The sequence below is a fragment of the Rarobacter incanus genome (genome assembly GCF_006715765.1).
Lineage (GTDB): Bacteria > Actinomycetota > Actinomycetes > Actinomycetales > Cellulomonadaceae > Rarobacter > Rarobacter incanus.
Genome location: NZ_VFNV01000001.1, coordinates 2319702 through 2344884, shown reverse-complemented (window position 1 = coordinate 2344884; position 25183 = coordinate 2319702). Strand labels below are relative to the sequence as shown.

The window sequence follows — 25183 nt, the reverse complement described above, 5'->3', positions numbered from 1 at the left end:
GCGGCCTTGACACCGGCGCTCCTAGTCCTCGTCCACCGCTGCGCCGACCACGGGATTACGCAACACGCCGATCCCCTCGACCGCACACTCGATAACGTCCCCCGCCCGTATCGTTCCCACCCCGGCCGGCGTCCCGGTCAGGATGACGTCCCCCGGGAGCAGGGTGAAGACCTCCGAAATGTACGAGACCAGGAACGGCACATCGAAAATGAGGTCGCGGGTGGAACCGTCCTGCCGCAACTCGCCGTTCAGCATTGCGGATACCTGGGCGTCTTCGGGATCTAGGTCGGTGCTGATCCACGGACCCAGCGGGCAGGAGCTGTCGAACCCCTTTGCCCGCGTCCACTGCTCGTCGGCGTTTTGGACGTCGCGCGCGGTCACGTCGTTGGCAACCGTGTAACCGAGCACGTGGTCGAGCGCGCGGTCAGGCGAAACGTTCTTGGCGATTTTTCCGATTACGACCGCCAACTCGGCCTCGAAGTGCACATTGTTGGACCAGTCCGGCAGCTGGATCGGATCGTCCGGACCCACCACAGAAGTATTGGGCTTCAAGAAGAGCAGGGGCCTCGTCGGTACTTCGTTGCCCAACTCAGCTGCGTGATCTGCGTAGTTCCTACCCACCCCAATCACCTTGGAACGCGGAATGATCGGCGCGAGAAGACGCAACCCCTCGGCGTCCAAGAACACCCGCTCCCCGGTGGGGACAGCGGGTTGGAACAGTGGGTCGCCGTTGAGGACGGCGAGGTATTCTCCGCCGGGTTCGCCCTGCACGAAGCCGTATTTAGGGGTGTCACCTTCAATGAATCTCGCGATGCGCATGCGCTAACTCTAGCGACCCGAACCATCGTTGCCGGGCGAATAGGTCAGTGTGGATAACTATTGGGCGATTACTTCGCCGTGCAACACGGAAAACCATCCGGCGTCGTCGGCCGCCCAACGGTGCCAATCGTGCGCAAGCGCTTCGAGCGCCACATCATCGGCAAGACCCGCTTCGCGCGCCTGAATCGCGAAATTCGACTCTAGGCAGCGCTGCGCCCACAGATCGCCCCACCATTCGCGCAGGGCGGGGGTCGCATAGCACCAGGTCGAGGACGAAGGCGTGAGCTGTGCGGGCGCGTATCCGGCCTGCAAGAACCACCCGAGGAGCCGGCGACCCGCGTCCGCCTCGAACCCGTGCGCGGCAGTGACCTCGTGATACAGCAGATTCCACTCCGTCAGCCCTGCGTACTGCGGGAACCAGGTCATGGCACCGTAATCGGATTCGCGTGCGGCCACGATGCCACCGGGCTTGACGACCCGGCGCAGTTCCCTGATCGCCGCGACGGGGTCGGAGAGGTGTTGCAAGAGCTGGTGCACGTGCACGACGTCGAACTGCGCGTCGGCGAAGGGCAACTCGTAGACGTTGGCCGCCTCGAAGTCGACCGGCACGTCCTCGCGCGCGGCGTGTTCGCGGGCTGCTTCGAGTACCGCCTGCGCCGCGTCGACGCCGACGACGCGCCCTGGCGATACGATGCGAGCCAGATCCACCGTGAGCGTGCCCGGGCCGCAGCCAACGTCGAGCAGGCTCATGCCCGGTGCCAATCGATCGCGAAGATAGCGCGCCGAGTTTTCCGCGGTGCGCCAGCGATGGGACCGCAGCACGGATTCGGCATGTCCGTGAGTGTAGGACTCCGATTCCTGCGCCAGATTGGCGTGCGCAGCGGGGGGCAGGGGCGCGTCGGTCGACATGGTTCGATAGTACGGGCGCGGCTCAACATCCGAGACCCCTATCTCACATATTGGCGCAAACTGGTTGCATAATCTCGATCGGCCAGCGTAGCGTCGGAGGCTATGACTTCGTCAACACCCACCACCCGGCAGCTCGGGCGCAGCGGACTCACCGTGTCAGTCGTCGGGCTTGGCTGCAACAACTTCGGTTCCGCGGGCACCGCGACCGCGGATCAGGCCGGCACCGACGCCGTCGTGCACGCTGCGATCGATGCCGGGATAACACTTTTCGACACCGCCGACATTTACGGCACACGCAACGGCGAAAGCGAACGCCTGCTGGGTAGGGCGCTGCGCGGGCGGCGCGGCCACATTGTCCTGGCAACCAAATTCGGCATGGACATGGAGGCGGAAGCCGCGGTGCCGGGCGCCCGGGGGTCGCGCCGGTACATCACGGCCGCCCTGGACGCCTCGCTCAAGCGCCTCCAAACGGACTACATCGACCTCTACCAGTTCCACACCCCGGACCCGCTCACCCCGATCGATGAGACGCTCAGCGCGCTCGACGACGCCGTCCGCGCGGGCAAGGTGCGTTACATCGGCCATTCAAACCGCGCAGGCTGGCAAATATCGCAGGCGCACTATGTCGCCCGCGAACTCGGTGTGACCCGATTCGTTTCCTCGCAAAACCACTTCAACCTCCTTGACCGGCGTGCGGAGCTCGAGGTGCTGCCGGCGGCGGTGGACCTGGGCCTCGGCGTGCTGCCCTACTTCCCGCTCGCCAACGGACTCTTGACGGGAAAGTACCGGCGCGATGCCGCGGCGCCGGCGGGCACCCGCCTGGCGGGTCGCAAGAGTTCACTAATGACGAGCGCCCCCTGGGATCAGTTGGAGCAGTTCTTCGGGCTGGCGGACGGCGCCGGGCTCTCACCGCTGGAGTTGGCCATTAGCTGGTTGGCGGCACAGCGGCCAGTGACCTCGGTGATTGCGGGCGCCACCCGCCCGGACCAGGTGAGACAGAACGCGCTGGCGGTCCACCCGCTGAGCAGCGATGTCCTGGCGGCCATCGATGGGATATTTCCCGCCCCCGCGCCCATCGCGCTGTTCTGAACGCACCCCAGCGGAACAGCCGCTCGCATCTTCCTTGCCTCCTGCCTGTGGATAACTGATCGGGAACGCGCTGCGGGCCGTATTTTCATTCCTATAGCCGGCCGCTGGGGCCGGCGGGAAGGGAATACGGATCATGGCACAACACATGAAAGTGTCGTACGCAGAGCTTGCCAAACAAGCCGGTTCGCTGCGGCGGGGACGCGAAGAAATCGTCCAGCGAATCGATGCCCTGCAACGCGAAATCGCCGGCCTGGTGTCCAGCGGGTTTGTCACCGATAAGACCTCGGTCGCCTTCAACTCGTATTACCAAGACTTTGCCCGCGGAGCGCGGACCACGGTAACCGCACTGGACGGGCTCGCCGAGTTCTTGGACAAGACAGCCGCGACGCTCACAGACGTGGACCGTCAGTTGGCCGCCAAATTGGCGCGGTGAGAGCGATGGTCCCCGACCCGGCGGCGCTAGCGCGCCTGCAACAACAGCTCACAATCCAGGCATTAGAACTCCGCAGTCGCGCCGCAGCGACCGTGAATGCGGTGCAGTCCGGTGAACTGCCGCGCGTGTGCGGGCCCGTTGCGCGCGCCCACGCGATCGCCCTGAACAGGCAGGCGGGTGCGGCCGCGGCAGATCTGGAGCACCTTGCCCACCAGATCGGGGAGCACCGCGCCCGGGTTGCTGCCGCCCAACAGCAGGTGGCGGCGATCGAGCGACGCACGCGCCAGGTTTTGGAACAAGCGCTCGATATATCCAGATCCGCCCGCACGGTCGTCACCAGGGTTGCGCGCGATCAGGTCGTGCCGGCGATGACGCTGATCGGCGGCGGGCCCGCGGGTGCCGCAACGGTCACCGTGCGTTACCTGGAGCACCGCGGCACACCGATATCGAGCGCGGCCGTTGACAACGCCGCGAAAATCGTTAGCCGGTTGCAGGACATACCGCGCGCCGGATCGGCGCATTGGCTCACCGTCCCCTCACTGCTGCGGGGGCTGCTATGACTGCGGCTTGCGCGAACGCAGGGTTCGATCTCACCGCGAGTGTGAGCAGTCACCTCAAGGAGATGGTTCCCGCGCTTGGGTGCGGGCTCTCCCCCGACGATCCCAACACGTGCAACCCGCCGGCGCTTAGTTGGGACAAGGACGTCGTCGATGCCCTGTGCGCCGGCGGGATCTCGCGGCGGCGCACAGGTGACGATCCCCTCCACGCGTGCGAGCCGCTGGGCTCCGATCGAAGTGCCTGCTGCCTGGAACCGACCCCTCTTGCCTGGGCGAGCGAGAGGATCTGGTCATCACCAACAGCGATGGCATACGTCGAGTCGCTTTCGCCCCAGTTGTCTGCCGTGGCGCGATGCGCCCTCCGGGACGGCGTAGGCAGCGCATTCGCCGATGCGGTGGAGGTCGCTGGCCCCGAGGGCCAGTCCCCGTCCCGGGCGCGGCCGGCGCATTTCATGCCCAGGGCACCGTCCGCGTCTGCGCTCGCATTCGCGATGGGGCGCGCCTGGGGTCCGACTTCGCAGATCGCCACGGCGTCGGGCGTGCTGGCCGGCCGCGCCGAGGCAACCCCACCCCAGGGCGAAACCGTGCGCGCCGACGCGGAGGAATTCGCGAGGCAGGTCCAAGGCACCGCCTACTTCGCGCGGTGCCTGATCACTGATTCCGTCCGGGACGCAGCGACGCTGATGCTGCTGTTCTACCAACATGACGGAAGTTGGGTGACAATGACGAAGTCGGCACCGTATGAGATTGCGCTCGCGACCGACTTCGACGGCCCAGTTGAGTCGCGAAGCCCGGAGCCAATGATGCTATCGATCCACCCGGCATGTGATCCCGCGCAGGCACTGGCGCACGCGGCCGCCATCGTCATCGAGGAGATGTAGGCCGTGGGCGAATCAGGGGACCGTCCGACTGCGGGGTACAGCGGGAGACGCGGGGTGAGAATCGATGTCGCGTGAGGACGGGGGAATCGACAAGGACCTCGCGGTCGACGTCGTCGTCAAAGCGCCGCTGGACGCCGTGCGAACCGGGGGCGCGCGCGAGCTCGCCCGCGATTCCCCGGTCGACCGCCTCACCGAACTGCCCCAGAGGGTGACCGGTCACGTCTCCGCACAGGCCACCCAGACGGCCCAGGAATACCGCAATACCGTTGGCTCCGCCGTCGAACGCGCGCGGACGGCGATGACGGATATCGCCGTCGATCGCGCCCACATCGAGTCGGCACGCAGGCTCATAGACAGTCTGGGCACCGCTCTGCGAAGTGCGCAGAAACTTGTATCCGCAATAGCGCTTGACCCGCAGATCGTCTCCTCGGTACCGTTCTCGCCGGTCACCGGAGCACGAATCGTGGCGGCAAGTCACTCGACAAGCGCCACCTTGCTAGTCGTCGTGGCCGCGAGTTCCACCCTGGCCGCCGGGTGGTCACGGATAGGAAGTGATCTGAGCGCCGCGGATGAGGTGCTTGCCGCGTCCGCCGCTTCGCTTACGTCGTTGGTGCGCACTCACGTCACTACCGCTGTCGGGGCGGGGACCATGGTGCTGCGGATCAATGCGGACGGGCTGGCGGTGCCGCGCGCTGCCGCGGGCGTTGTGCTGGGCGCGGGCGCAAACCTCGCCCAGTGGCACACGTCGGTCATCACCGCATCCGGCGGCGCAATCATTGCCTTCGGCGCGGGAATCGTTACTTCCGCGGGGCTCGCCGCGCGCGATACGTGGCAGGGCGCATCCGCGTTGTGGCAGGCGCGAGGCGGGGGGTTCTCCTCGTGGGTTGGAATACCGCAGGACATCGCCACCGCGTGGCGCACCGGCACAGGCCGACGCCGCCTCACCCCGCAGGAGATCGAGCGTGTTACCGGCGCGCTGCTGCCGACCGAGGGCGCCGCGTCGTATCGCACCATCGTTGGGAGCCTGCAGCGCGCGTGGTCGGCCGCCGGATGGGATAGCACCAAAGTTCGCATGATCGTGCCCACTGCCTTTGAGCAAAGACAAATGCGCGAGCGGGCGCAAGAGTTCCGCAAGAGGGCAAGTGCTTCCGGCGCAGCGGCGGACTACCAGCGGTTCCGATCCATATCCGATCTGCTCGCCAACGCGGGCGAGATCGACGCGATGGGACGAACCGATCGGAGCGTCATTAGGGTCGCCGTCAGGCAGAGCGAGCCGCCCGTTTTCACCGTGATTATTCCGAGCACAAAGGACTGGTATTCCACCTCACGCGTGCCCAATGATCTGGCTTCGAATATCTCGATCATGGCGCAGGGCGATTCGGGATTGCTGCGGGCGGCGCACAGCGCGCTCCGCGACACCATATCGCGGTATGGTCAGGATCCCGCCAGCGCCCGCGTCATGGTTGCCGGGTTCAGCCAGGGCGGCATCACGGCAGCGGCCTTCGCGCGGAACTACCAGAACGATTTCAAGATCCAACACGTCGTGACCGCGGGATCTCCCATCGGTCGCATCGAGATTCCGCGGGCGACTACGGTCACCAGTTTCGAGAATGCTGGCGATGTGGCCGTGCCTCGCCTCGACCTCGCAAGCAATCCCTGTGGCCCAGGGCGGACGACCATCATCGGTGCCACGGGTGGCCACAGCGCGTTGGACTATGCGCGCACCGCCAGAGCCAATGAGGGGTCCACTCCCGCGGGCGTCGACGATTTCCTTTCCAACGGCAGTGACCAGGTGGTGTTCCACGATCACGTTGCCGTGCGCGATCGCTCGGCGCAGTAGCAATGTTGCGGGGCGGCCCGGCCCGCTTCAGATCGCCGAGCGGATTCCCCGAATCCCTTGTGCGCGTACCTGTTGCGCCGCAAGCCGCGGCGCAACCTACTACATCGGTAGCGCTACCTGCACGACGCGTGCGGCACGGGCGGTGCTGATTATGGCCCGGCCCGCAACCGGGGCCAAGGACCACCGTTCGACCTCGAGCGCTGCCGCCTCATCCGCGGTGGGGTTCATTATGAGCCGATTCGGCAGCGTGCGGGCGTAGTCAAGGAGCGACCAGCATCGTCCCAGTTCCGTCTCGTCTGATTCGATGACGACCGGAATCCGGTTTCGTGTCGCAGCCGCGCACACCCCCGCGATAATGCCTTCGGTATCGCCCGCACCGAATCCGGCGGCCTCCAGCACGACGACGGCGTCCCACGCGAGCCGGTCGGTGCGTGCGTCTTGTGCCGCATCGCGCAAGAGGTCCGCACACTGCGATGCGCCCGTGATGATTTCGCTGACCGCGGCGACGGCAGGCGGCACGACTTCGGCCGCCCGCGAATCCGGTGCCACAACCAGCGGGGCGCGTACGCTGCGTGCCAGTATCGCCCCGTAGAGCAGCGTGAGCGCGGCCGTCGTCTTTCCCGCTTGCACACCGCCGGTGACTCGCACACCGCGGTCCCATTCGACGGCCACGGGTCGAAGAGTGCCTGCGGCGATGCCGACGACCGGGGCCGCGCGAGGCGAATCCGGGCGCGGCGAATCCGGGCGCGTGACCTCGCTCAGCGCGATCGCCGCGGGCAGGGCAACCACCGGACGGCCGGGTCGTACCACGCCCGCCGCGGCAATGCGGGCCGCAAGCCGGCGAAAGCCGTGCGCGTCTTCCACCTCTTGTCCCTCGCATCGTGGCTTCGCATCGATTGCGATCCTGCCCTCCACCTGCGCGCTCCCCCGCTCCGGGTCGGCGTTGATGGCTCCCGGGGAGCGCGTGACGCCGTCGGCGCCAACCCCGATGCGGACAATCACGGGTCCGTCCGCCCGCAGGTCGTGCGGAATCTCACTGAGCGAGGCCGCCGTAGCCAACAGGTGGATTCCGAGCGCCCCCGCCCGCGCTATTTCTCCGGCAAGCGTCCCCAACGTGCCGATCATGTCGCGTTCGTATAGGCGCGCCAGGACGTCGATCCCGTTCACCAGCACGATAACCGGGGGTTCGTTCGCGGTGTCCCGGCCGTTTCGTCGCTCACCGGCCAGTGCCGCGATCTCCTGCAAGGCCAGCCCGAGCCTTTCGCGGTCGGTTCCGCGAATGAGGTTGACCACCACGGGCACGTCCCCGCAATCTGGGTCGATGTCGCCGACGGCGTCGAGAATGTGGACCTGTACGGCGGGCCCCGACCATGCGCCGTTGAGTTCGGACATCGAGTACCTGCCCACCGCGGCAACGACCGTGTGCAGCAACGACGTCTTGCCGGAGCCGGGTCCGCCGATGACGAATGTGGGGCGCGGATCCGAAAGATCCCAGGCCCACGGCGGCTGCGACTGGGTCGCGGGGTCGTCCAGCAGGCCGAGGGTGATCGTCCTGGGCTCCAAGAGATGCTCGATCTCCGCCAGCCGCACGACGGCGGGCAGCGGGTCGAGCCAGGGCCTGCGCGGCGGCATTTCCCCGGCCGCGAGCGCCGCCTGCGCGATGGCCGCCGTCACCTGTTCAAGCTGATTGCTGGGCCGCGCTGCGACGTCCCCGGCCGCATCGCGGCGGCGGGCATCCACGCAGTTGCGGTCGTCAAAATCGTCCGGAGCGCGCGCAAAGCCGGGCGCGTTGCAAAGCGTTGGCATGGGACGAGGCCCCTCAGATGAAGCGGGTTCGCCCGCGTACGCGGACTGGCACATGTAGGCAGGTTCGGCCCCGATTTTCAGGAAGGCACGACCCGGAAACTGCTTGGGAAGGCGGTAGGCCGCGTCGACGCCGATGACGTCGATGCTGTCTTCGGCCGAGGCAACACGAAGACACACCTTGATCGAGGTGTTGGCCCGCACGTTGTCGCTGACAACGCCCGCGGGACGCTGCGTCGCGAGGATGAGGTGAATCCCCAACGACCGGCCGCGGCGAGCTATATCGATTATGCCCTCGATGAAGTCGGGGACCTCCGTAACCAGGGCGGCGAACTCGTCGATCACTATGACCAGGGGCGGCAGCACGACCGCGGGCCGCAGCGCGCGCAAGGCCCCCACATCGGCGCAGCCCCAGTGCGCTAGCACCTGCTCGCGATGGCGTATCTCGGCGCGCAGCGACACCAAGACGCGCATGACCAGCGCGTCCGAAAGATCCGTGACGACCCCGACCACGTGCGGCAACTGCGCGGCCCGGGCGAATGTGGCCCCGCCCTTGAAGTCGATCAACAGGAATGTCACGTCGCGCGGACTGTAATTGGCTGCCAAAGCCAACACCCACGCCTGCAAGAATTCGGATTTTCCGGACCCCGTCGTGCCGCCCACAAGAGCGTGCGGCCCGTCGCGCACCAGCGAGATCGTGGCGGAAGCGGCGGGCGCGAGCCCGATCGGACAGGTGAGGCCCGCGGGCGGATCGGACCATCGGGAGGCAACCCCCGCGGGGTCGGTCGCCCACGATCCCAGTGCCGCGACGAGTCCCACCCGGTGCGCAAGCTCGGTCGCGGTGGCGTGCCCCGAGCCGTCACGGCAAGGGGCGAGGCTCCGCGCTGCCGCCTCCGCGGCCACCGCATCTAAGGAGTCGCAGGCCCGCAGGGGACATCGAAGGCCCGTTTCAGCATCGACAAAGTGCGCAGCGGGGATCATTTCCACGAACTGACTGGTCGCCGGAGGCAGGGAATCCGCCGCCGCTGCCACCCAAATGACGTGGACTCCCACGCTCCCGCCGGTGCGGGCGACCTGCGCCCACCGGGCGACATGCGACGACTTCGGCCACGCGAGCGCGATGACGACCGCGGGCCAGGTTGACTCCGCCTCCGGGCGGTTGCCCCGGTCCGCGAGCCGGCTCGCGATTTCGCGTTCAACCGCGTCCTGCATCCGCACGACGCCGTCGTCGTCGTCGCTATCGGTGAGCCCGTCGCCCGGGCGCACGTGCGGGAGCCACGCCAGCCACCGCCAATCGGCGCCGTGGGATCCGGGAACGCAGGCCATCACGCGCACGTGAGAGGGCGAGTGGAACGCGATGAGCTGGACAATTGCCGCGCGCGCTAGTGCTAAGGCGTCCTCGCGAACCCCGCACACGCCCAGGACGGGTTTTTCGCGGAGGTTGACCAGCAGCACTCTGCCCGTGAGGGACGCCGATTCGGTGGGCCCCGCGGTGTCCGACGGCCCCACGCCTGCCCGGCCTTCCGCGGCTGCCAGACGTTCCGCGGCCTCCCGGCCTTCCGCGGCGGCCTCACCGCTGCCTCCGCCAGCGGCGTACCCGAGCCGCAAGGTCAAGAATTTGGCGTTGCCCGGCTGCCGGCACCAGATCCGGGACCCTCGCGCCGCTATTTCAGCTGCCGCAGCGGCGGCATCCGGGACCGCCGCATCCAACGCGGCTACATAGGTCGCATGCGCCGCGGCGGCATCCTGCTTGGCCGCCGCGAGCGCGCGGGCGTGTTCGCGGTCGTGCAGGCGCAGCTCGCGGCGAGTTCGCCACCACTGTTCGGCCATCGTTCCGAGCCCGATAGCAAGCGAAAGTGCGGTCATGGACAGCATCGCCGTTTGCCCGGTGGCCGCCCACAGGACGATGCCCGCGCACGCCGGAATTCCGACTGACACGGCGAGTGAACCCATCGCGAAGGACGAGGCCGGCGCAGGCTCAGCGGCTGGTGTATGCGCGCGCGGCGGCGGCGGGAGCGGATGCACATCCGGGGCGGGCAAAATGGCCTCGAACAGATCATTGCGACACCCGGTTGCTGCGAACGGGCCGCCCGCGGTCGCCACCCGACCACCGGGCGCGGAGGCGATCTCGCAGGTCAGGCCCCGCGCGGTAAAGCTCCCGGGGACGGGGACGATGCGCGTCCAACTGCCGCTGGGATCGCTCACCTGGCAGTGTGTCAGGTGACCCTGGTGGTGCCTTCCGGCCGGTTCAATCGCCAGCGCTCGGCGCGGCACCGCGCCGTCAAGCACGCGCAGATCGCACGGCCACCCTCTACCGATCTCGGCGGGAACCGTGACCAGCGGGGCAGCCGCGGTTGCGCCGGTGGATGTTCGGACCCGCATCATCGCCCACGGCGCCGGGGACATGTCGGCCACACGCACCGCGGATACCGGGAGCAGACGAATGGATGCACCGGAGCGAATTCCAGCAGCGGCCAGCGTCATTGCTGGCGCCACCGGGCGCCATGGCGGCGCACCCGTGTCGCTCATGCATAGCGTCATGGGTTCTAGAGCCGGACCGATGACCCCGCGAATCGCACCGGCAATGGTGTGGGCGATCATGCCGACGGTCGCGTTCGAGTCGCATTCGAGAATGACCAACCACCGTTGTGCATCACGCAGTTCCCATCGCATGAACCGCACGCTACTTGGCGGGCGCCACGCAGCATGAGTTATCCACAACCTCGCGGGTAAGATCTTGGCGTGATCCGGTCCGGCGTACCTTTGCCCCATGAGGAATGGAACAGCGTGGCAATCCGCCATCGCGCCCGCGCTGATGGCTTGCTTGCGGCGCGCGAGCAGCGCACGGCGACGGGCGCCAAAGACGAGGTCGAGGACTTTCTTTTCACCTATTACCCCGTGCGCCCGGGCCTGTTGCGGCGTTGGCAACCGGGGATCGGGGTGACGCTGGCTGGAAGCGCCGACCAGATCGCGGCGTGGAAGGGAACGCGCTGGTATGCCTCCCGGGGACCGGAACGGGGCGCGTCCGGACGGCAGGCCGGCGAACCGCGCGACGATAGGGCGTTGGTCTGGTTTGACGGCGCGGCCTTCATGGACGAGCGCGCGGACACGGTGCGCTGGATTCACACGCTGCTGACCAACACGATGGGCGCCACCCCCTTCTTCGGCTGCTTGGGGCTGCACGAATGGGCCATGGTCTACCGGCAGGCGGACCACCGCCATGCGCTGCCGTTGCGCCTGGGACAGGAACGCACGGACGAGGTCGTGGACAACTCCACCATCCGTTGCTCGCACTTCGACGCGTTTCGCTTTTTCACCCCGGCCGCGGTTCCGCTCAACACTCTTGCGCCGAGCGCCCAGGGCCGCATCTTTCAGGAACAACCCGCGTGCCTGCACACGAATATGGACCTGCTGCGGCACGCTCTGAAATTGGGTCCGGCGGTGCCGGGGGGCCTCGTTCTCGATTGTTTTGAGCTTGCCCGCGATATCCGCATTCTGGATATGGAGGCCTCGCCCTACGACGTCACGAGCAGGGGTTATGGCGTGGTCGCGATCGAAACCGCGCAGGGCCGCGCGCAATACATTTCTCGCCAACGAGGCTTCCGCGCCCGCGCTGATGCTCTACGCGCGCGGCTGCTCGAGGTTACAACCGCTTTGGTCGGCGCGGATCCAGCGTATTCCGATGTCAGACCTTCTCACTAGACTGGGATCATGCCGACTTCGCACCCCTCCCTGCTGGCCCACGTCCCCGACCTTCCGGGCGACGACGGCGCAGAAGCCATCGTCGACGGGTTCACCGACTGGGCCGGCGAGCAGGGGTTTTCCCTCTACCCCGCGCAAGAGGAGGCGCTGCTCGATGTCGCCACGGGCGCGCACGTCATCGTCTCGACACCCACGGGTTCGGGCAAGTCGATGATCGCCGCCGCCGCGCACTTCGCCCAGATGGCGAGGATGGCGGGCGGCGGCAGGACCTTTTACACCGCACCGCTCAAGGCGCTGGTGTCGGAGAAGTTCTTCGAGTTGGTCCGGCTGTTTGGCACGGCCAACGTGGGCATGATGACCGGGGACAGCGCGGTCAACGCGAGTGCGCCCATCATCTGCTGCACGGCAGAAATCCTGGCGAATCTGGCGCTACGCGCCGGTGGCGATGCGGCGGGACCCGACGCGATCGGGCAGGTCGTCATGGATGAATTTCACTTCTACGCCGATCCGCAACGCGGGTGGGCGTGGCAGGTTCCGTTGTTGCTGCTGCACAAGACGCAGTTCGTGCTGCTGTCGGCGACGCTCGGTGACACGGATTTCTTCGTGGAAGACCTGCGGCGGCGCACCGGCCGCGAGGTCGCATGCGTGACGAGCACGCAGCGTCCCGTGCCCCTCAACTTCTCGTATGTCATCGAACCTATTCAGGATGTCCTCGAAGAACTGGTACACACGCATCGATTCCCGGTTTACGTGGTCCACTTCGCGCAAAAGGACGCCATCGACCGCGCGACCTCGCTGCTCAGCACCACCTTGATCGACAAGGAGACAAAGCAAAAGATCGCACACGAGCTGGGTGATTTCAGGTTCGGCCGCGGGTTCGGGCAGACGCTCTCAAGGCTCCTGCGAGCGGGGATCGGGATACATCATGCCGGAATGCTGCCGAAGTACCGGCGGGTCGTGGAGAGGCTAACCCAGGCCGGGCTGCTGGCCGTCGTGTGCGGAACCGACACACTCGGGGTGGGCATCAACGTCCCGATCAGAACCGTGCTCTTGACGTCGCTGGTCAAATTCGACGGAGAACGCATGCGACACCTTTCCGCACGCGAATTCCATCAGATCGCCGGGCGGGCGGGGCGAGCTGGCTATGACACCGTCGGTGATGTCCTGGTGATGGCACCCGACCACGTCATCGAGAACCGCCGGGCCCTGGAAAAGGCAGGCGACGACCCCAAGAAGCTGAAGAAGATCGTCCGCAAAAAGGCACCTGAGGGATCCGTCAACTGGACGGATAAGACCTTTGAACGACTGTGCGCGGCCGCGCCCGAACCGCTAACCAGCCACTTCGCGGTCAACCACGCGTTGGTTCTCAACGTCCTTGCCCGCTCCCGCGACGACAAGGACTATGACGCATTGGCAGTCATGTCCTACCTGCTGGAAAACAACCACGAACCGGAAGCCGCTCGCCGCGGGCACGCCCGCATGGCGTTGCAGATATATACCTCCCTGCGCCAGGCGGGCGTCGTGGAGCACACCTCGTACCGCGATGACCGGGGCCGGCTCCGCGCGCGGGTGCGCCTCACTCGCGATATCCCTGACCAGTTCGCGATGAACCAACCGCTCTCACCGTTCGCATTGGCGGCGCAAGACCTTTTCGATACGGAGGATCCGGGGCACACCCTCGACATCATTTCGACGATCGAAGCAACGCTGGATGATCCTCGCCAAGTGCTTTATGCGCAACAGCGCGCTGCCAAGGGCGAGGCGATCGCTGCGATGAAGGCCGAGGGCTACGACTACGACGAGCGCATGGCGGCACTGGAGGAAGTGACGTGGCCAAAACCCCTGCACGAGGTCCTGGAGCCCGCCTTCGCGACGTACCGGAAGACCAACCCGTGGGTCGCTGACTACGAATTGTCGTGTAAGTCCGTGGTCCGGGACATGGTCGAGACGGGTGCGACGTTCGGCGAGTACGTGAGCCGGTTTGGTTTGGATCGCACGGAGGGGGTCTTGTTGCGATACCTCGCGGATGCCTACCGGGCCTTGGCGAAGACAGTTGTCGCCGAGCACCGCACGCAGGAGGTCGAGGATGTCGTGACCTGGCTGTCCGAGACCGTCCGATCTACCGACTCATCGCTGCTGGACGAGTGGGAGCGTCTCGCCAACCCCGTCGACGACGACGCCGATACGCTCCCGGGCGATTCTCCGCTCAGCGGTGTCGGCGAGTCCGAGCCCGTTCGCCCCATGACCGCGAACCTGCGTAGCTTCAGAATCATGGTGGCCGGAGCCATGTTCCGCCGAGTTGAGCTCGCCGCGCGCGAGGACTACCGCGCCCTTGCCGGGCTCGATGGCGCAAACGGCTGGGACGCCGACCGGTGGGCGGACGCGCTCGATCCGCTTTTCGATGAGTTCGGGGACGACGCGATCGGGTTCGATGCCGCCGCCCGTTCCGCGGCCCTTCTGCATATAGACACCGATCCCCGCGGCGGCGACAGGGTGTGGCGCGTTCGCCAGGTCATAGACGATCCCGAGCACACCGGGGATTGGGAGATCCGCGCGACCGTTGATCTGGATGAGTGCGATGAGGCGGGTCAGGTCGTCATTCACGTCACTGCCGTCGGCCCATGGGAAGCGGATGGTGATTTCAATGGCTAAGAAGAAGTCAAGGACCGCGGGTTCGACCCCGGCAATAGTCGCGCTTGAGGCGGCCGGTATCCCGTTCGAAGTGCTCGAATACGACCACGATCCCCGATCCACCTTGAACTTCGGCATGGAGGCCGCCACCGCACTGGGGCGCGACCCGGCATCCGTTTTCAAAACCCTGATGGTGATGGCCGATTCGTCCCTTAGCGTCGGAATCGTGCCGGTGGGGGGACACCTGGATCTCAAGGCGTTGGCGCAAGCGCTCGGTGCGAAGCGCGCCGTCATGGCCGACCAGGCTCTCGCGCAGCGGGCCACGGGCTATGTGGTCGGGGGGATCTCGCCCCTGGGGCAGAAGACAAGACATGCAACGGTTCTCGATGCGTCAGCGCTGACGCACGCCACCGTGCTGGTCTCGGGAGGGCGGCGCGGTCTGGACATCGAGTTGGCACCCCAGGATCTTGCGCAGCTCACGGCGGCCGTGGTCGCCCCGATCGCGAGGGCCTGACCGGTGCAAAGCATCAATGATCGCGTCGCCGCACTCACCGATCGCATCGCCGAGGCCTGCGTGCGGGCCGGGCGCGCCCCCGGCAGCGTCAGAGTGCTGCTCGCCACCAAGACCCAGCCCCCAGCGCTCATCGATTCGGCCGTCACGGCGGCGCGCGCCGGCGGGCTCGACGTGCTTGTCGGGGAAAACCGCGTCCAGGAATTGGTCGCCAAGACCGCGACGTTCGCGGCGCTCGATGTCGAAACGCACCTCATCGGCCCGCTGCAAAGCAACAAGATCAACGCGGCGCTGCGCGCCCTCGCGCAATTGCGCGGCCCCACCGTCGAATCGGTTGCCAGCGTTGACCAGGCCAAGGCGCTAGCGCAGCGCTGGCAATCGGAGACGGACCTGGCGGTGTTTGTGCAGGTCAATACCTCGGCGGAGGCGGCGAAGTCCGGCATCGCGGTGCACGATGCCCAGCGGACCGTCGCCCAGATCGCGCAGGTTCCCGGCGTTGAGGTGCGCGGCCTGATGACGATCGGTGCGCGCAGCGACGACCTTTCGCTCACCGCCAGGGCCTTCGATTCCTTGTGTGACCTGCGCGACAGCGTCCGGGCCCAGGTCCCGACCTGCACGCAGCTTTCGATGGGCATGACACGGGATCTCGACATCGCCATCGCCTGCGGGGCGACGATCGTGCGCCCGGGCATCGGCGCGTTCGGGCCGCGGGATTTGCATGCTTAGGCCCAGTGCGGGAAAGTCGTAGGCATGGCTTCATTCTTCGGGCGCAAGCGCCAGTCCGCCCCACGCTGGTCCGAGTCGTGGGATGCCGATAATTCGCGAATCGTCATCGCGGTGCCATTGGACACATCGCAGCCCGCGAACTCGGAAACCGCCGACCTGCTTTCCGCCGGGCTGCTGCAAGCGATCGAGGCCATCCAGACCAATCAGGTCGGCGATTCCATCCCTCCAGGCGTTGACCAGGCGACCGTCGCCATTCGGGTCCATCCGACGCATCGCGATCTCGCAGAGCTCGAAACCCAGACGATCGAAATAATGCAGGAGTCGTTGGGCAGTTCCATCCCGATTGAAGCGGCCCCCGGCGGCCTGCGCGACGAGGAATCCGATGACCCCGATCAAGACCCGCACGTTCCCCAACCGCAGGTCGTATGGAATCAGGCCGACGCGGCCCTTGCCACGACGATCGCGTTGCCCGCGACAACCATCGACGCCCGCAACGCCCGGCTCCTCAAGGCGGCCTTCGACAAGGGGCTCGCGGCGCTCACCCACCCGGAATCCCTGGCACTGGTCCCCGCACAAGCCGCCGGCGCGCACCGATTCACGCTGGTGATCGAGGTGCCCGACGTCACCCGTTCGGGACCCAAGTCCGCGAAGCGCGAAGCGTCGCTGCATGCGGCGCTCGCCAACACGAAAGTGGACTTCGCGGTGACCCGCGGCTAATCCCGCCGGTTCCCCGCGGACCGTTGGCAAGGAGGTCGGGCCTCGTCCCTATACCATGATCAGCGCGGAGTGATGCCCGCCTGCCGCAGCCCGTATATCGCCGAATCCGTGAGCGCCTCCCACGACGCCTCGAGCAGGTTCGGCCCGACGCCCACCGTCGACCACCGGTTGACCCCGTCCGTGGTCTGGATCAGCACCCGGGTTATCGCGTCGGTGCCGTGAGTTTCATCCAGGATGCGAACCTTGAAGTCGATCAGTTCGAAGGTGTTGATTTCGGGGTAGACCTGCTGCAACGCGCTGCGCAGCGCGTGGTCCAAGGCGTTGACCGGCCCGTTGCCCTCGCCGACGCTGACCAAGCGTTCCCCACCGGCCACCAACTTGACCGTCGCCTCCGCATTCGCCTGCGTGCCGCGCGGCCCCACCCGTTCAACGATTGCCCGCCACGATTCGACCGCAAAATACTTGGGACGAGTGCCCTCCAACTCCTCGACCAACAGCAACTCGAAGGACGCGTCCGCGGCGTCGTAGGTGTAGCCATTGGCCTCGGCCTGCTTGACGCGGTTCGTCACCGCGGTCAGCACGTCGCCGCGCCCGGTCAGGTCGAATCCCAGTTCCCGGCCCTTGAGTTCGATCGAGGCGCGCCCGGCCATCTCGGAAACCAGCATCCGCATGTCGTTGCCGACCAGGGTCGGGTCGGTGTGCTGGTACAGGTCCGGGTCCACTTTGATTGCGGAGGCGTGCAGGCCCGCCTTGTGCGCGAACGCGCTGGCCCCGACGTAGGGCTGGCGCCCGTAGGCGGTGATGTTCGTTACTTCCGAAATCTGGTGGGCAATGCGGGTCGCGTCGGCCAGTCCCCCGCCTGCGAGCGTGGGCATCTTGTATTTGAGCTCGAGGTTCGCCAGGACGGTGATGAGGTCGGCGTTGCCCGTCCGCTCCCCGTATCCGTTGACCGTGCCCTGCACGTGCCGCACCCCGGCGCTGACCGCGGCAAGCGAATTCGCGACCGCGCACCCGGTGTCGTTGTGAGCGTGCATGCCCAAGATCGCGGCGTCGGTTCCGGTGCCGGTTGCCTCGCGCAGTTCGGTGACGATGTGCGCCACCCATTCCGGGAGCATGCCCCCGTTCGTGTCGCAGAGGATCACGCTTTCCGCGCCCGCCTCGAACGCCGCCATGACGGCCGCGGTCGAATAGTCGGAATCGAACCGATACCCGTCGAAGAAGTGTTCGGCATCGACCATGACCCGCCTGCCCTCGGCGCGCAGAAACTCGACGGTGTCGCGGATCATCGCCAGGTTTTCCTCCGGCGTGGTTTTCAGCGCGCGTTCGACGTGGCGGATATCCGACTTGGCTACCAGGGTGACCACCGGTGCCTGCGAGTTCACCAGCGCCAGCACCTGCGGATCCGTCCCCGCACCGATGCCCGCCTTCCTGGTGGCGCCGAACGCCGCGAGTTGGGCATTCTTGAGGTTCAGCTCCTTGCGCGCCCGGGAAAAGAAGTCCGTGTCCTTCGGGATGGCCCCGGGCCATCCGCCCTCTATGAACCCGACACCCAGATCATCGAGTAGCTGCGCGATCGCGAGCTTATCGTTGACCGAGACGTTCATGCCCTCTTGTTGCGCTCCATCGCGCAGGGTCGTGTCGTAGACCTGGAACTTCATCGTGGTGTCCCTTTCCTGGGCGCCGGGATCGACGCTGGTCCGAAGCGAGTGCGAGGCAATAAAAAAACCTCCCGGCAGGGGAGGTTAGCGCGTCCGGGATCGAAGTGATCTCAGGCGCGCTCGCGAATAATGATTTCACCGCTCACCCAGTCATTGTGGCACGGGTGCCCGGATGACGGCAATGTTGGCCGCCGCGACGGGTCGATTCACGAACGAGCGCCGCCCCTCCCCCGGGTGTCGCTACCCCCGTTGGGAGCAATCCCGCATTATGCTCCAACCTCCATTACTCATTCAACGTGATGCTTGTCACATTAGGTCGATTTGTGCCGTTTCAACGCGCACATCTTGCGCACAGCGGGCAACCTGTGAACGTAACACCACACGTTTACCACCATCGGGTTCCACGGGGGCACGGGACCCAACCTACGAAAGCGAACCACTCATGACTCGCATAAGACTGAAATCGGCCGCAATCGCGCTCTCGCTGATCCTTGCGGGTGGGACCGTTGCGCTCGGTGCCCCCGCTGCGCAGGCCGCCGGGGTGGGGGCGTTCACCTCGGTGACGTTCCCACAGGCACCGAAGACGGTCACCCTGCCCGCCGACGGTTCGAAGTACGTGCCGCTCAACATCACATTCAACGGCCCGGCGGCGCAAAGCGACTACTCAGATTCCAATGGTGACGGGATCAAGTACGCCTCGTACTTCATTACGGCGGACGTGTCCGTCGTGAGTTCCCCCGACAAGTCCTACGTGCCGAAACTGTATGTGAGCTCGCGCACCTCCCACACCGCCGGCCCGGGAACCGACAAGTTCTGGCAGCTGGAGCTCAACCAATACAAGAGCCCCGGCGTCTATCGGGTTGACGTCAATGTCAAGCTCAGTGCCACAACGACAGCCAACGAGGACATCACCGTCACGAAGCGGGGCACCCTGACGATCACGGTGAATGGATCGAAGTCATGGGCGAAGCAGAAGACATCGTTCAGTTCGTACCTCTATGTCCGCAAGGGACGGGCGGACACCTACCTTTACACCCCTGAGGCATATGCGGGCTCGAAGGTGCGGGTATACGTCAAGAGCAAGGGCAAGAAGAAATACAAAAAGATCAAGAAGGCCTTCAAGCTCAAGCGCCAGAGTTCTAGCGCGCGCGCCAAGCTCAAGCTGAGCGGCGTAAAGCTACCGGCCAAGGTGAAGGTCAAGGTCGCGAAGTCGAAGCATGGGCCCGCCTATTCGTACACCGCCAAGTACAAGAAGCGGTAGATTCGCAGGACGCGTACGTCCGCGGGCCCCTCGGTGCAAACCGGGGGCCCGCGGACGTATAGGGCCCAACCGGGGATCCGGCTCGCGGGCGGGGCTGCGCCCCGCCGAACCGCCAACACCAATCAGAACAAAACGGCATAAATTTACCGGCGTGTACCTGTTGCGTTACCCACCGGTCGTGGCACGCTAGAAGGCATGGACGGAACACCCCTTGAGTTCTCCATACGCGTGGCCCGACCCGAGGACGCCGCGTCAATCGCCGGGGTGCACGTTACCTCGTGGCGCCAGGCATACTCAGGCGTGATTCCGGACACCTACTTGAGCGGCATCGACGTCGCCGAGCGGGCGGTCCGCTGGTCGCGCGAGTTGGCCAGCCCGACGCACCGAACGTGGGTTGCCACGACGGGCGCTTCGGCCGTCGTCGGATTCGCATCGCTGGGCGAATCGCGCGATGAGGATGCGGGCAGGCTCACGCTGGAGTTGTTGACTTTATACCTGCACCCGCAGGTGTGGGGCCGCGGCGTGGCGCGCGCGCTCATGCGGACGGTGATTGACCACGTACCCGCGGCCAACGACGTCACGCTGTGGGTGCTTGCCGACAACGATCGGGCGCGGCAATTCTACCGGCGCCACGGCTTTAGCGAGGACGGCGTCGAACGCATGGCGACCTTCGACAACACCGACGTCCTAGAGCTCCGCTACCGGCGAAAGTGATCCCACCCGCGCACGTGCGGCTCCGCCCCGGCAACCGTCACAGCGGGCGCTTGGCCCGCGCGCGCCTTGACGGCCCCGACCGGGGCGAAGCCTGCCGGCACGGCATCGGCCGGGAATGCGGCTAGCATCGCGTGATCCTCGCCGCCGCCGAGCAGCCATGCGCGAACCAGGCCGGGGTCCCCCAGGAACTCCGCTACGGCGCCGAGCAGTTCGGCGTCCCGCGCCAAGGCGATCTCGGGTTCACGCAGCTCGATGCTGACCCCGGACGCGGCGGCGATCCTGGCTGCATCGCGAACCAACCCGTCGGACACATCCATCATGGCGTGGGCGTGCGGGCGCGCCGCGACCCCCTCGGCGATGGCCGCCACGGGTCGCCTGAAGGCCTCTATCACGGCACGGACCTGGGGATGCGTGCGGGTGACGGTTTCGTCGAGGCGCCCCGATCCCAGGACGGCGAGTCCGGCGGCGGACCATCCGCAGCGGCCCGCAAGCGCCAGCACGTCGCCCGGGCGGGCGCCGCTGCGCAGTACCGCGGGCGCCGCACCCAAATCTCCCGTGACGGTGACGGCGACCATCAGGCACGGTCCCGCCACCAAATCCCCGCCGACTACGTCGAGCGCCCAGGGCCCGCCGGCGTCAACGAATCCGCGAGCAAGCTCCTGGACGAAGGCGACCTCGGTGTCCGCCGGAAGCACCAATCCCACCGTGAGTGCCGTTGGCCGCGCGCCCATTGCGGCCGCATCCGCCATGTTTTGCATTGCGGCACGCCATCCGATGTCGTAGCCGCTGGACCAGTCACGCCGGAAATGGTGCCCTTCGACCAGTAGGTCTGTGGAAATGGTGAATCTGCCGTCCGCGGCCGCCACGATCGCCGAATCGTCTCCGGGGCCGAGCAGGGTTGACGCGGCGCTCGCGCTTCCCAACACGGCAAATATGCGGGTGAGTAGTTCTGCCTCGTCAAGGTCTTGGACGCGTTCGGTCATTGCTTCACCCTAACCGTCAATGCCCGCGGCGCGATGCGCGGCACCGCATTCCCCCGCGCTAGGCTGAGCGGGTGAGCACTCTTCCTCGGATCCTGGCGGCGGCGGCCGCGCTATCTGCCCTGATCGCCGGGGGCTGCGCCCCGACAATCGCGGTCGAGGCCGGAACCGACGCGACGGACCCGGCCTGCGGGATGGTGCTGGTGCGCACCCCGGAAACCCTCGACGGGCTTGCGCGCCGCCAGACAACCAGCCAGTCCACCACCGCCTGGGGAGATGCTGGGAAGGCGATCACCTTGCAGTGTGGTGTGCAGCAACCCGGCCCCAGCGCCGATTGCCTTTCGGTGACGTACGGTGACACGACGGTTGACTGGATTTCAGCGAAGGTATCCACCGGTTGGCGCTTCACGACCTACGGCCGGACCCCGGCGGTGGAGCTCAACGTTCCCGATTCCCTTGGCCTGACCCAACCCGGGTTGACTGACCTTTCCGATGCCCTGACGGCCACGACCGTGACCGCTCACTGCGAATAGCCTTACGCCCGCAGCGGCGCCGCGGCGGGTGGCCGCCCGAGCCCGCCGCCCGGGGCCTACAGTGCCCGGCCCGCGAGTATCACTTTCGTCACCTCACCGGCCGCATTGAGCACCGCCATATTGGCCGCCTTTCCGGCCGACAGATCCCCCGCCTCATCCCATCCCATCGCCGCGGCGGGCAGCGTCGCGCAGGCCCGGACCGCGCCAATCACGATGTCGTCTGGAACCTGCAATGGGTCGCATTTCACCGCGCCAGGCGACTCATCGCGAGAGGCAGGCCGCGCACCGTTTTGCCCCGCGAACCCCGGGCGCAGCGCGGCCCGGAAATTCGCCTCCATGGTCGTTGTCGATCCGGCAATCGTGTCCGTTCCCGCGATGTGCGCAACGCCGCCCACCACCTCGACGGGCAGGGCTCCCAACACGTAGTCGCCATCGTCGCAGCACGCCGCGGCCATGGCATCGGTAACGAATACGGTCCTGTCGCGGCCCGCAACACAGCGCGAGTAGTCCACTAGGTCGGGGTGCACGTGGACGCCGTCGCCGATCAGCTCGAGGGTGACGCGGGGGTCACGCGCGAGCGCGAGAATGGGCCCGGGTTCGCGGTGCCCAAGGGGGCGCATGGCGTTGAATAGGTGGGTCGCCACGGTCGCGCCCGCGTCGATTGCACGCTCGGTGGTGGCGTAATCGGCGTCGGTGTGTCCCACCGCCACCACGACGCCCGCATCCACGAATCGCTCGATTGCGGCGATGGCCCCCGCCCGCTCGGGCGCCATGGTCACCATTTTCAGGTAGCCGTCGCCGGCTTCGATGAGGGCATCGATCTCCTCCAGGTCTGGGTCACGCAGCAGTTCGAGGGGGTGCGCGCCCTTTCTTTGCGGGCTGATCCACGGCCCCTCGAGATGTATTCCGCGAACGTGGCCTTCGCGGCACAATTGCGCGTTCATCATCACCGCGGCCAGGAGTTGGGCGGGGGTCTGCGTGACCAGCGACGCCATCGTCGTGGTGGTCCCGCGTTCGAGGTGGGCCGCCCGCGCGATCAGCGCCGCTGCCCGATCGGTTCCCGCGAAGGTGCCTCCCCCGCCGCCGTGAACGTGCATGTCGACGAATCCGGGGACGATGGTCGATTGCCCCATATCGGTGACGGATGCGGGAACGGCGGGCGGCTGCCCCTCGCCACATTCAAGGACGAGTTCCCCCCGTATCAGCACCCATCCGGGCGCGTAGCTGCGGGTTGCCGTCACGACGCGGGCGGCGGTAATCAGCGATGTCCGGTCCATGATGTCCTATCGGTCGGTGCCCGGGAGCCTGCGGAACACGTCCTGGTAATAATCGCGCATGGTCAGGCGCGAGGCGGCCTCGTCATCGACAACAACGGTGGCGTGGGGGTGCATTTGCAGCACGGATGCCGGGCACATGGACGTGACGGGGCCCTCGACCATGGCGGCCACCGCAGCCGCCTTGGATCCCCCGGTCGCGACCAGCAGCGCCTGACCGGCGTCAGCGATAGTGCCGAGTCCCTGCGTGATGCAGTGGATGGGCACCTGATCCGGCGAGTCGAAGAATCGCGCGTTGTCCTCGCGGGTGCGCTGCGCGAGCGTCTTGATGCGCGTGCGCGAGGTGAGGGAGCTTGTGGGCTCGTTGAAACCGATGTGCCCGTTGGCGCCGATTCCTAAAAGTTGAATGTCGATTCCGCCGGCGCCGCGAATCAACTCCTCGTAGCGGGCGCATGCCGCCTGCGGGTCGGTGGCGGCGCCGTCGGGCACGTGCACCAGCGCGGGGTCCAATCCCAGTGGTTCGGTCACCGTGCGCGCTATGACGGCGTGGTAGCTCTCGGGGTGGTCGTAGGGCAGGCCGACGTATTCGTCGAGCGCGAACGCGCTGACGTGCGCCAGGTCCAGTTGCCCGGCTGCGGCCAGGTCGGCGAGGTGCCGGTATGTTCCGAGCGGCGACGAACCGGTCGCCACACCGATGGCGCCCGCCCTTCCCCGGCTCGCGGCCACGGCGATGACGTGTGCGATGCGGCGCGCGGCAAACTCCGCGACCGACTCGGGATCGTCGAGAATCACAACCTGCATGGTGGCCTCCTCAAGCCTGCGAAGCGAACATTGGCCGCTCCCCCGCTGCGTTTCGGATGTGTAAATCCTTCTATCCGGGGTTGCCAACTTTTAGTTTGTACGCTGTACTAACTTACATGACTAAGGTCACGACTAACAGCCCGGCGAATTTCGAGCTATCCGCCATTGAATCAGTTGGCCACCCCCCGCGCATCGCGGGCGGTCCCCGCGCGAGCATCAAGGCCCAACCCGGAGACAGCCGCTGGCACAACCGCCGGCTCGTCTTGCAGACGCTTTACACCCACGGGCCCATAAGCCGCGCGGACATTGCCCGCGCGACCAAGCTCACCAAGGCCACCGTCTCCGACCTGGTCGCGCAGCTCGCCGACGAATCCCTGGTCTACTCCCTCGGGACTCGGGAGGCCCGCGGGCCGGGCAAGCCCGCCGTCCTCATCGACCTGGCGCGCTCGGCGCACGCGACCGTATGCCTGGACCTATCCGGCCACGAACTGCTGCGGGGCGCGATCATTGACATAGCCGGCAACGTGATTGAGCGCGCGGAAATCCCCCTTGGCGGCGCACGCGGCAACGAGGTCACCGCGCTCACGGTGCGGCTCGCGAATGACCTGGCCGCCGCGTCCCCCGTCGCGATCCTGGGAATGGGCGTCGGCACCCCCGGCGTCGTCGATGATCTCGGCACGGTCCGCACCGCTCCCAACCTCGGGTGGCACGACGAGGCCCTGCGGTCCAACCTGGAGACGGCCACCGGAATCCCCACCGTGATCGCCAACGACGCCAATGCTGCCGCCATCGCCGAGCACGCTCTCGGCGATGCGAGCGACGATCTCATGCTCGTCACGATCGGGCACGGCGTTGGCGCCGGATTGATCGTCGATGGCCGCCTTGTGATGGGAAGCCGCTACGCATCCGGTGAGATCGGTCAGGTGATGGTCGGAACCGACCTTGGGCTGGGTGCCGATTACAGCCGCGACCAGGTGCTTGAGCACTGGCTGTCCGTGCCCAACCTGCGCGCCGCCATGGACGCCGCGGGCGCCGCCCGCGATGACATCCTGCGTGAGGCCGGTCAGCGCCTCGGAGTCGCGCTGGCTCCCGTGATCGGCGCACTGAACCTGGCCGAGGTGGTCCTTGCGGGCCCCCCCGACCTTGTTGGCAATGAAATCGCCAACGCCGCGCTGGAAATAGTCCAGCGCCGAACGATGTCCGATTCGCACGACACCCTCACCATCAGGACAAGCGATCAGGGCCAGGACCTGGTTCTTTTGGGCGCGATGGCGCTCGTCCTGCAAAACCGGCTCGGCGTCAGCTGATGCGAGCCCCCCGACGCGACCGGCAGACGCCGGCCCG

21 protein-coding genes are annotated in these 25183 nt (G+C 66.7%); 14 read left to right on the top strand and 7 right to left on the bottom strand.

Annotated elements, in window-relative coordinates:
- Positions 1–21: 21 nt before the first annotated feature.
- Entirely contained in the window at positions 22–819 is a 798-nt protein-coding gene (locus FB389_RS09695; RefSeq protein WP_142113137.1) for a fumarylacetoacetate hydrolase family protein, read from the bottom strand.
- A 57-nt stretch (positions 820–876) separates the two neighbouring features.
- Entirely contained in the window at positions 877–1728 is an 852-nt protein-coding gene (locus tag FB389_RS09690; RefSeq protein ID WP_142113136.1) for a methyltransferase domain-containing protein, read from the bottom strand.
- Between the two features lie 102 nt (positions 1729–1830).
- Here FB389_RS09690 and FB389_RS09685 point away from each other — a divergent pair, with 102 nt between their 5' ends.
- The 5 genes from FB389_RS09685 (at position 1831) to FB389_RS09665 (ending at position 6528) form a co-directional block, all read left to right on the top strand.
- Positions 1831–2817 carry an aldo/keto reductase gene (locus FB389_RS09685; RefSeq protein WP_142113134.1) on the top strand — a complete coding sequence of 329 codons (987 nt, stop codon included), beginning with the start codon at positions 1831–1833 and terminating at the stop codon, positions 2815–2817.
- Positions 2818–2950: 133 nt separating this feature from the next.
- Entirely contained in the window at positions 2951–3250 is a 300-nt protein-coding gene (locus FB389_RS09680; protein ID WP_142113132.1) for a WXG100 family type VII secretion target, read from the top strand.
- Positions 3247–3810 carry a hypothetical protein gene (locus FB389_RS09675; RefSeq protein ID WP_211344986.1) on the top strand — a complete coding sequence of 188 codons (564 nt, stop codon included), beginning with the start codon at positions 3247–3249 and terminating at the stop codon, positions 3808–3810. The genes FB389_RS09680 and FB389_RS09675 overlap by 4 nt, the downstream gene beginning before the upstream one ends.
- A gap of 41 nt (positions 3811–3851) precedes the next feature.
- Positions 3852–4688 (top strand): hypothetical protein, encoded by an 837-nt coding sequence (locus tag FB389_RS09670; protein WP_142113128.1) that lies wholly within the window; start codon positions 3852–3854, stop codon positions 4686–4688.
- Between the two features lie 64 nt (positions 4689–4752).
- The gene (locus FB389_RS09665; RefSeq protein WP_142113126.1) at positions 4753–6528 is read left to right on the top strand and encodes a lipase family protein; all 1776 of its coding nucleotides are present in this window, start codon (positions 4753–4755) and stop codon (positions 6526–6528) included.
- A 99-nt stretch (positions 6529–6627) separates the two neighbouring features.
- On the opposite strand, the gene FB389_RS09660 is transcribed toward FB389_RS09665, so the two are convergent.
- The gene (locus FB389_RS09660; RefSeq protein WP_170207950.1) at positions 6628–11004 is read right to left on the bottom strand and encodes an FtsK/SpoIIIE domain-containing protein; all 4377 of its coding nucleotides are present in this window, start codon (positions 11002–11004) and stop codon (positions 6628–6630) included.
- Between the two features lie 114 nt (positions 11005–11118).
- Between FB389_RS09660 and FB389_RS09655 the strand changes: the two genes are divergently transcribed.
- Genes FB389_RS09655 through FB389_RS09635 form a run of 5 tightly spaced genes read left to right on the top strand, consistent with a single transcriptional unit; the run spans position 11119 to position 16618 of the window.
- Positions 11119–12033, top strand: a complete 915-nt coding sequence (locus FB389_RS09655) for a 3-methyladenine DNA glycosylase (protein ID WP_246043611.1) — start codon at positions 11119–11121, stop codon at positions 12031–12033.
- A 9-nt stretch (positions 12034–12042) separates the two neighbouring features.
- Positions 12043–14685: a DEAD/DEAH box helicase gene (locus tag FB389_RS09650; protein ID WP_142113120.1), complete on the top strand. Its 2643-nt coding sequence runs from the start codon at positions 12043–12045 to the stop codon at positions 14683–14685.
- Entirely contained in the window at positions 14678–15178 is a 501-nt protein-coding gene (gene ybaK / locus FB389_RS09645) for a Cys-tRNA(Pro) deacylase (RefSeq protein WP_142113119.1), read from the top strand. Before FB389_RS09650 ends, ybaK begins: the two co-directional genes overlap by 8 nt.
- A 3-nt stretch (positions 15179–15181) precedes the next feature.
- Positions 15182–15901 carry a YggS family pyridoxal phosphate-dependent enzyme gene (locus FB389_RS09640; protein ID WP_142113117.1) on the top strand — a complete coding sequence of 240 codons (720 nt, stop codon included), beginning with the start codon at positions 15182–15184 and terminating at the stop codon, positions 15899–15901.
- A gap of 24 nt (positions 15902–15925) precedes the next feature.
- Entirely contained in the window at positions 15926–16618 is a 693-nt protein-coding gene (locus tag FB389_RS09635) for a hypothetical protein (protein ID WP_142113115.1), read from the top strand.
- 59 nt (positions 16619–16677) lie between these two features.
- Here the strand turns inward: FB389_RS09635 and cimA are convergent, their stop codons facing one another.
- Complete coding sequence (gene cimA, locus FB389_RS09630; RefSeq protein ID WP_142113113.1) at positions 16678–18276, bottom strand: citramalate synthase; 1599 nt, start codon at positions 18274–18276, stop codon at positions 16678–16680.
- A 442-nt stretch (positions 18277–18718) separates the two neighbouring features.
- On the opposite strand from cimA, the gene FB389_RS09625 reads away from it, so the two are divergent.
- Positions 18719–19537, top strand: coding sequence for a hypothetical protein (locus FB389_RS09625; RefSeq protein WP_142113112.1), 819 nt, complete (start codon positions 18719–18721; stop codon positions 19535–19537).
- Positions 19538–19732: 195 nt separating this feature from the next.
- A complete protein-coding gene (locus tag FB389_RS09620) occupies positions 19733–20251 on the top strand; it encodes a GNAT family N-acetyltransferase (protein WP_142113110.1) in 519 nt (172 codons plus the stop codon).
- Here the strand turns inward: FB389_RS09620 and FB389_RS09615 are convergent.
- A complete protein-coding gene (locus tag FB389_RS09615) occupies positions 20236–21234 on the bottom strand; it encodes a thiamine-phosphate kinase (RefSeq protein ID WP_142113108.1) in 999 nt (332 codons plus the stop codon). The genes FB389_RS09620 and FB389_RS09615 overlap by 16 nt on opposite strands.
- Before the next feature lie 71 nt (positions 21235–21305).
- On the opposite strand from FB389_RS09615, the gene FB389_RS09610 reads away from it, so the two are divergent.
- Complete coding sequence (locus FB389_RS09610) at positions 21306–21764, top strand: DUF3515 family protein (protein WP_142113106.1); 459 nt, start codon at positions 21306–21308, stop codon at positions 21762–21764.
- A gap of 56 nt (positions 21765–21820) precedes the next feature.
- On the opposite strand, the gene FB389_RS09605 is transcribed toward FB389_RS09610, so the two are convergent.
- A complete protein-coding gene (locus FB389_RS09605) occupies positions 21821–23041 on the bottom strand; it encodes an N-acetylglucosamine-6-phosphate deacetylase (protein ID WP_142113104.1) in 1221 nt (406 codons plus the stop codon).
- Between the two features lie 6 nt (positions 23042–23047).
- Complete coding sequence (gene nagB / locus FB389_RS09600) at positions 23048–23839, bottom strand: glucosamine-6-phosphate deaminase (protein ID WP_142113101.1); 792 nt, start codon at positions 23837–23839, stop codon at positions 23048–23050.
- Between the two features lie 116 nt (positions 23840–23955).
- Between nagB and FB389_RS09595 the strand changes: the two genes are divergently transcribed.
- On the top strand, positions 23956–25146 hold the full coding sequence (locus FB389_RS09595; protein ID WP_142113100.1) for an ROK family transcriptional regulator: 1191 nt from the start codon (positions 23956–23958) through the stop codon (positions 25144–25146).
- Positions 25147–25183: the final 37 nt, after the last annotated feature.

What these genes read in the sequence shown, in the direction of transcription:
- FB389_RS09695 (WP_142113137.1), bottom strand. Translation starts at nt 819, where the DNA reads ATGCGCATCGCGAGATTCATTGAAGGTGACACCCCTAAATACGGCTTC.
- FB389_RS09690 (WP_142113136.1), bottom strand. Translation starts at nt 1,728, where the DNA reads ATGTCGACCGACGCGCCCCTGCCCCCCGCTGCGCACGCCAATCTGGCG.
- FB389_RS09685 (WP_142113134.1), top strand. Translation starts at nt 1,831, where the DNA reads ATGACTTCGTCAACACCCACCACCCGGCAGCTCGGGCGCAGCGGACTC.
- FB389_RS09680 (WP_142113132.1), top strand. Translation starts at nt 2,951, where the DNA reads ATGGCACAACACATGAAAGTGTCGTACGCAGAGCTTGCCAAACAAGCC.
- FB389_RS09665 (WP_142113126.1), top strand. Translation starts at nt 4,753, where the DNA reads ATGTCGCGTGAGGACGGGGGAATCGACAAGGACCTCGCGGTCGACGTC.
- FB389_RS09660 (WP_170207950.1), bottom strand. Translation starts at nt 11,004, where the DNA reads ATGCGATGGGAACTGCGTGATGCACAACGGTGGTTGGTCATTCTCGAA.
- FB389_RS09650 (WP_142113120.1), top strand. Translation starts at nt 12,043, where the DNA reads ATGCCGACTTCGCACCCCTCCCTGCTGGCCCACGTCCCCGACCTTCCG.
- ybaK (WP_142113119.1), top strand. Translation starts at nt 14,678, where the DNA reads ATGGCTAAGAAGAAGTCAAGGACCGCGGGTTCGACCCCGGCAATAGTC.
- FB389_RS09635 (WP_142113115.1), top strand. Translation starts at nt 15,926, where the DNA reads ATGGCTTCATTCTTCGGGCGCAAGCGCCAGTCCGCCCCACGCTGGTCC.
- cimA (WP_142113113.1), bottom strand. Translation starts at nt 18,276, where the DNA reads ATGAAGTTCCAGGTCTACGACACGACCCTGCGCGATGGAGCGCAACAA.
- FB389_RS09625 (WP_142113112.1), top strand. Translation starts at nt 18,719, where the DNA reads ATGACTCGCATAAGACTGAAATCGGCCGCAATCGCGCTCTCGCTGATC.
- FB389_RS09620 (WP_142113110.1), top strand. Translation starts at nt 19,733, where the DNA reads ATGGACGGAACACCCCTTGAGTTCTCCATACGCGTGGCCCGACCCGAG.
- FB389_RS09615 (WP_142113108.1), bottom strand. Translation starts at nt 21,234, where the DNA reads ATGACCGAACGCGTCCAAGACCTTGACGAGGCAGAACTACTCACCCGC.
- FB389_RS09605 (WP_142113104.1), bottom strand. Translation starts at nt 23,041, where the DNA reads ATGGACCGGACATCGCTGATTACCGCCGCCCGCGTCGTGACGGCAACC.
- nagB (WP_142113101.1), bottom strand. Translation starts at nt 23,839, where the DNA reads ATGCAGGTTGTGATTCTCGACGATCCCGAGTCGGTCGCGGAGTTTGCC.
- FB389_RS09595 (WP_142113100.1), top strand. Translation starts at nt 23,956, where the DNA reads ATGACTAAGGTCACGACTAACAGCCCGGCGAATTTCGAGCTATCCGCC.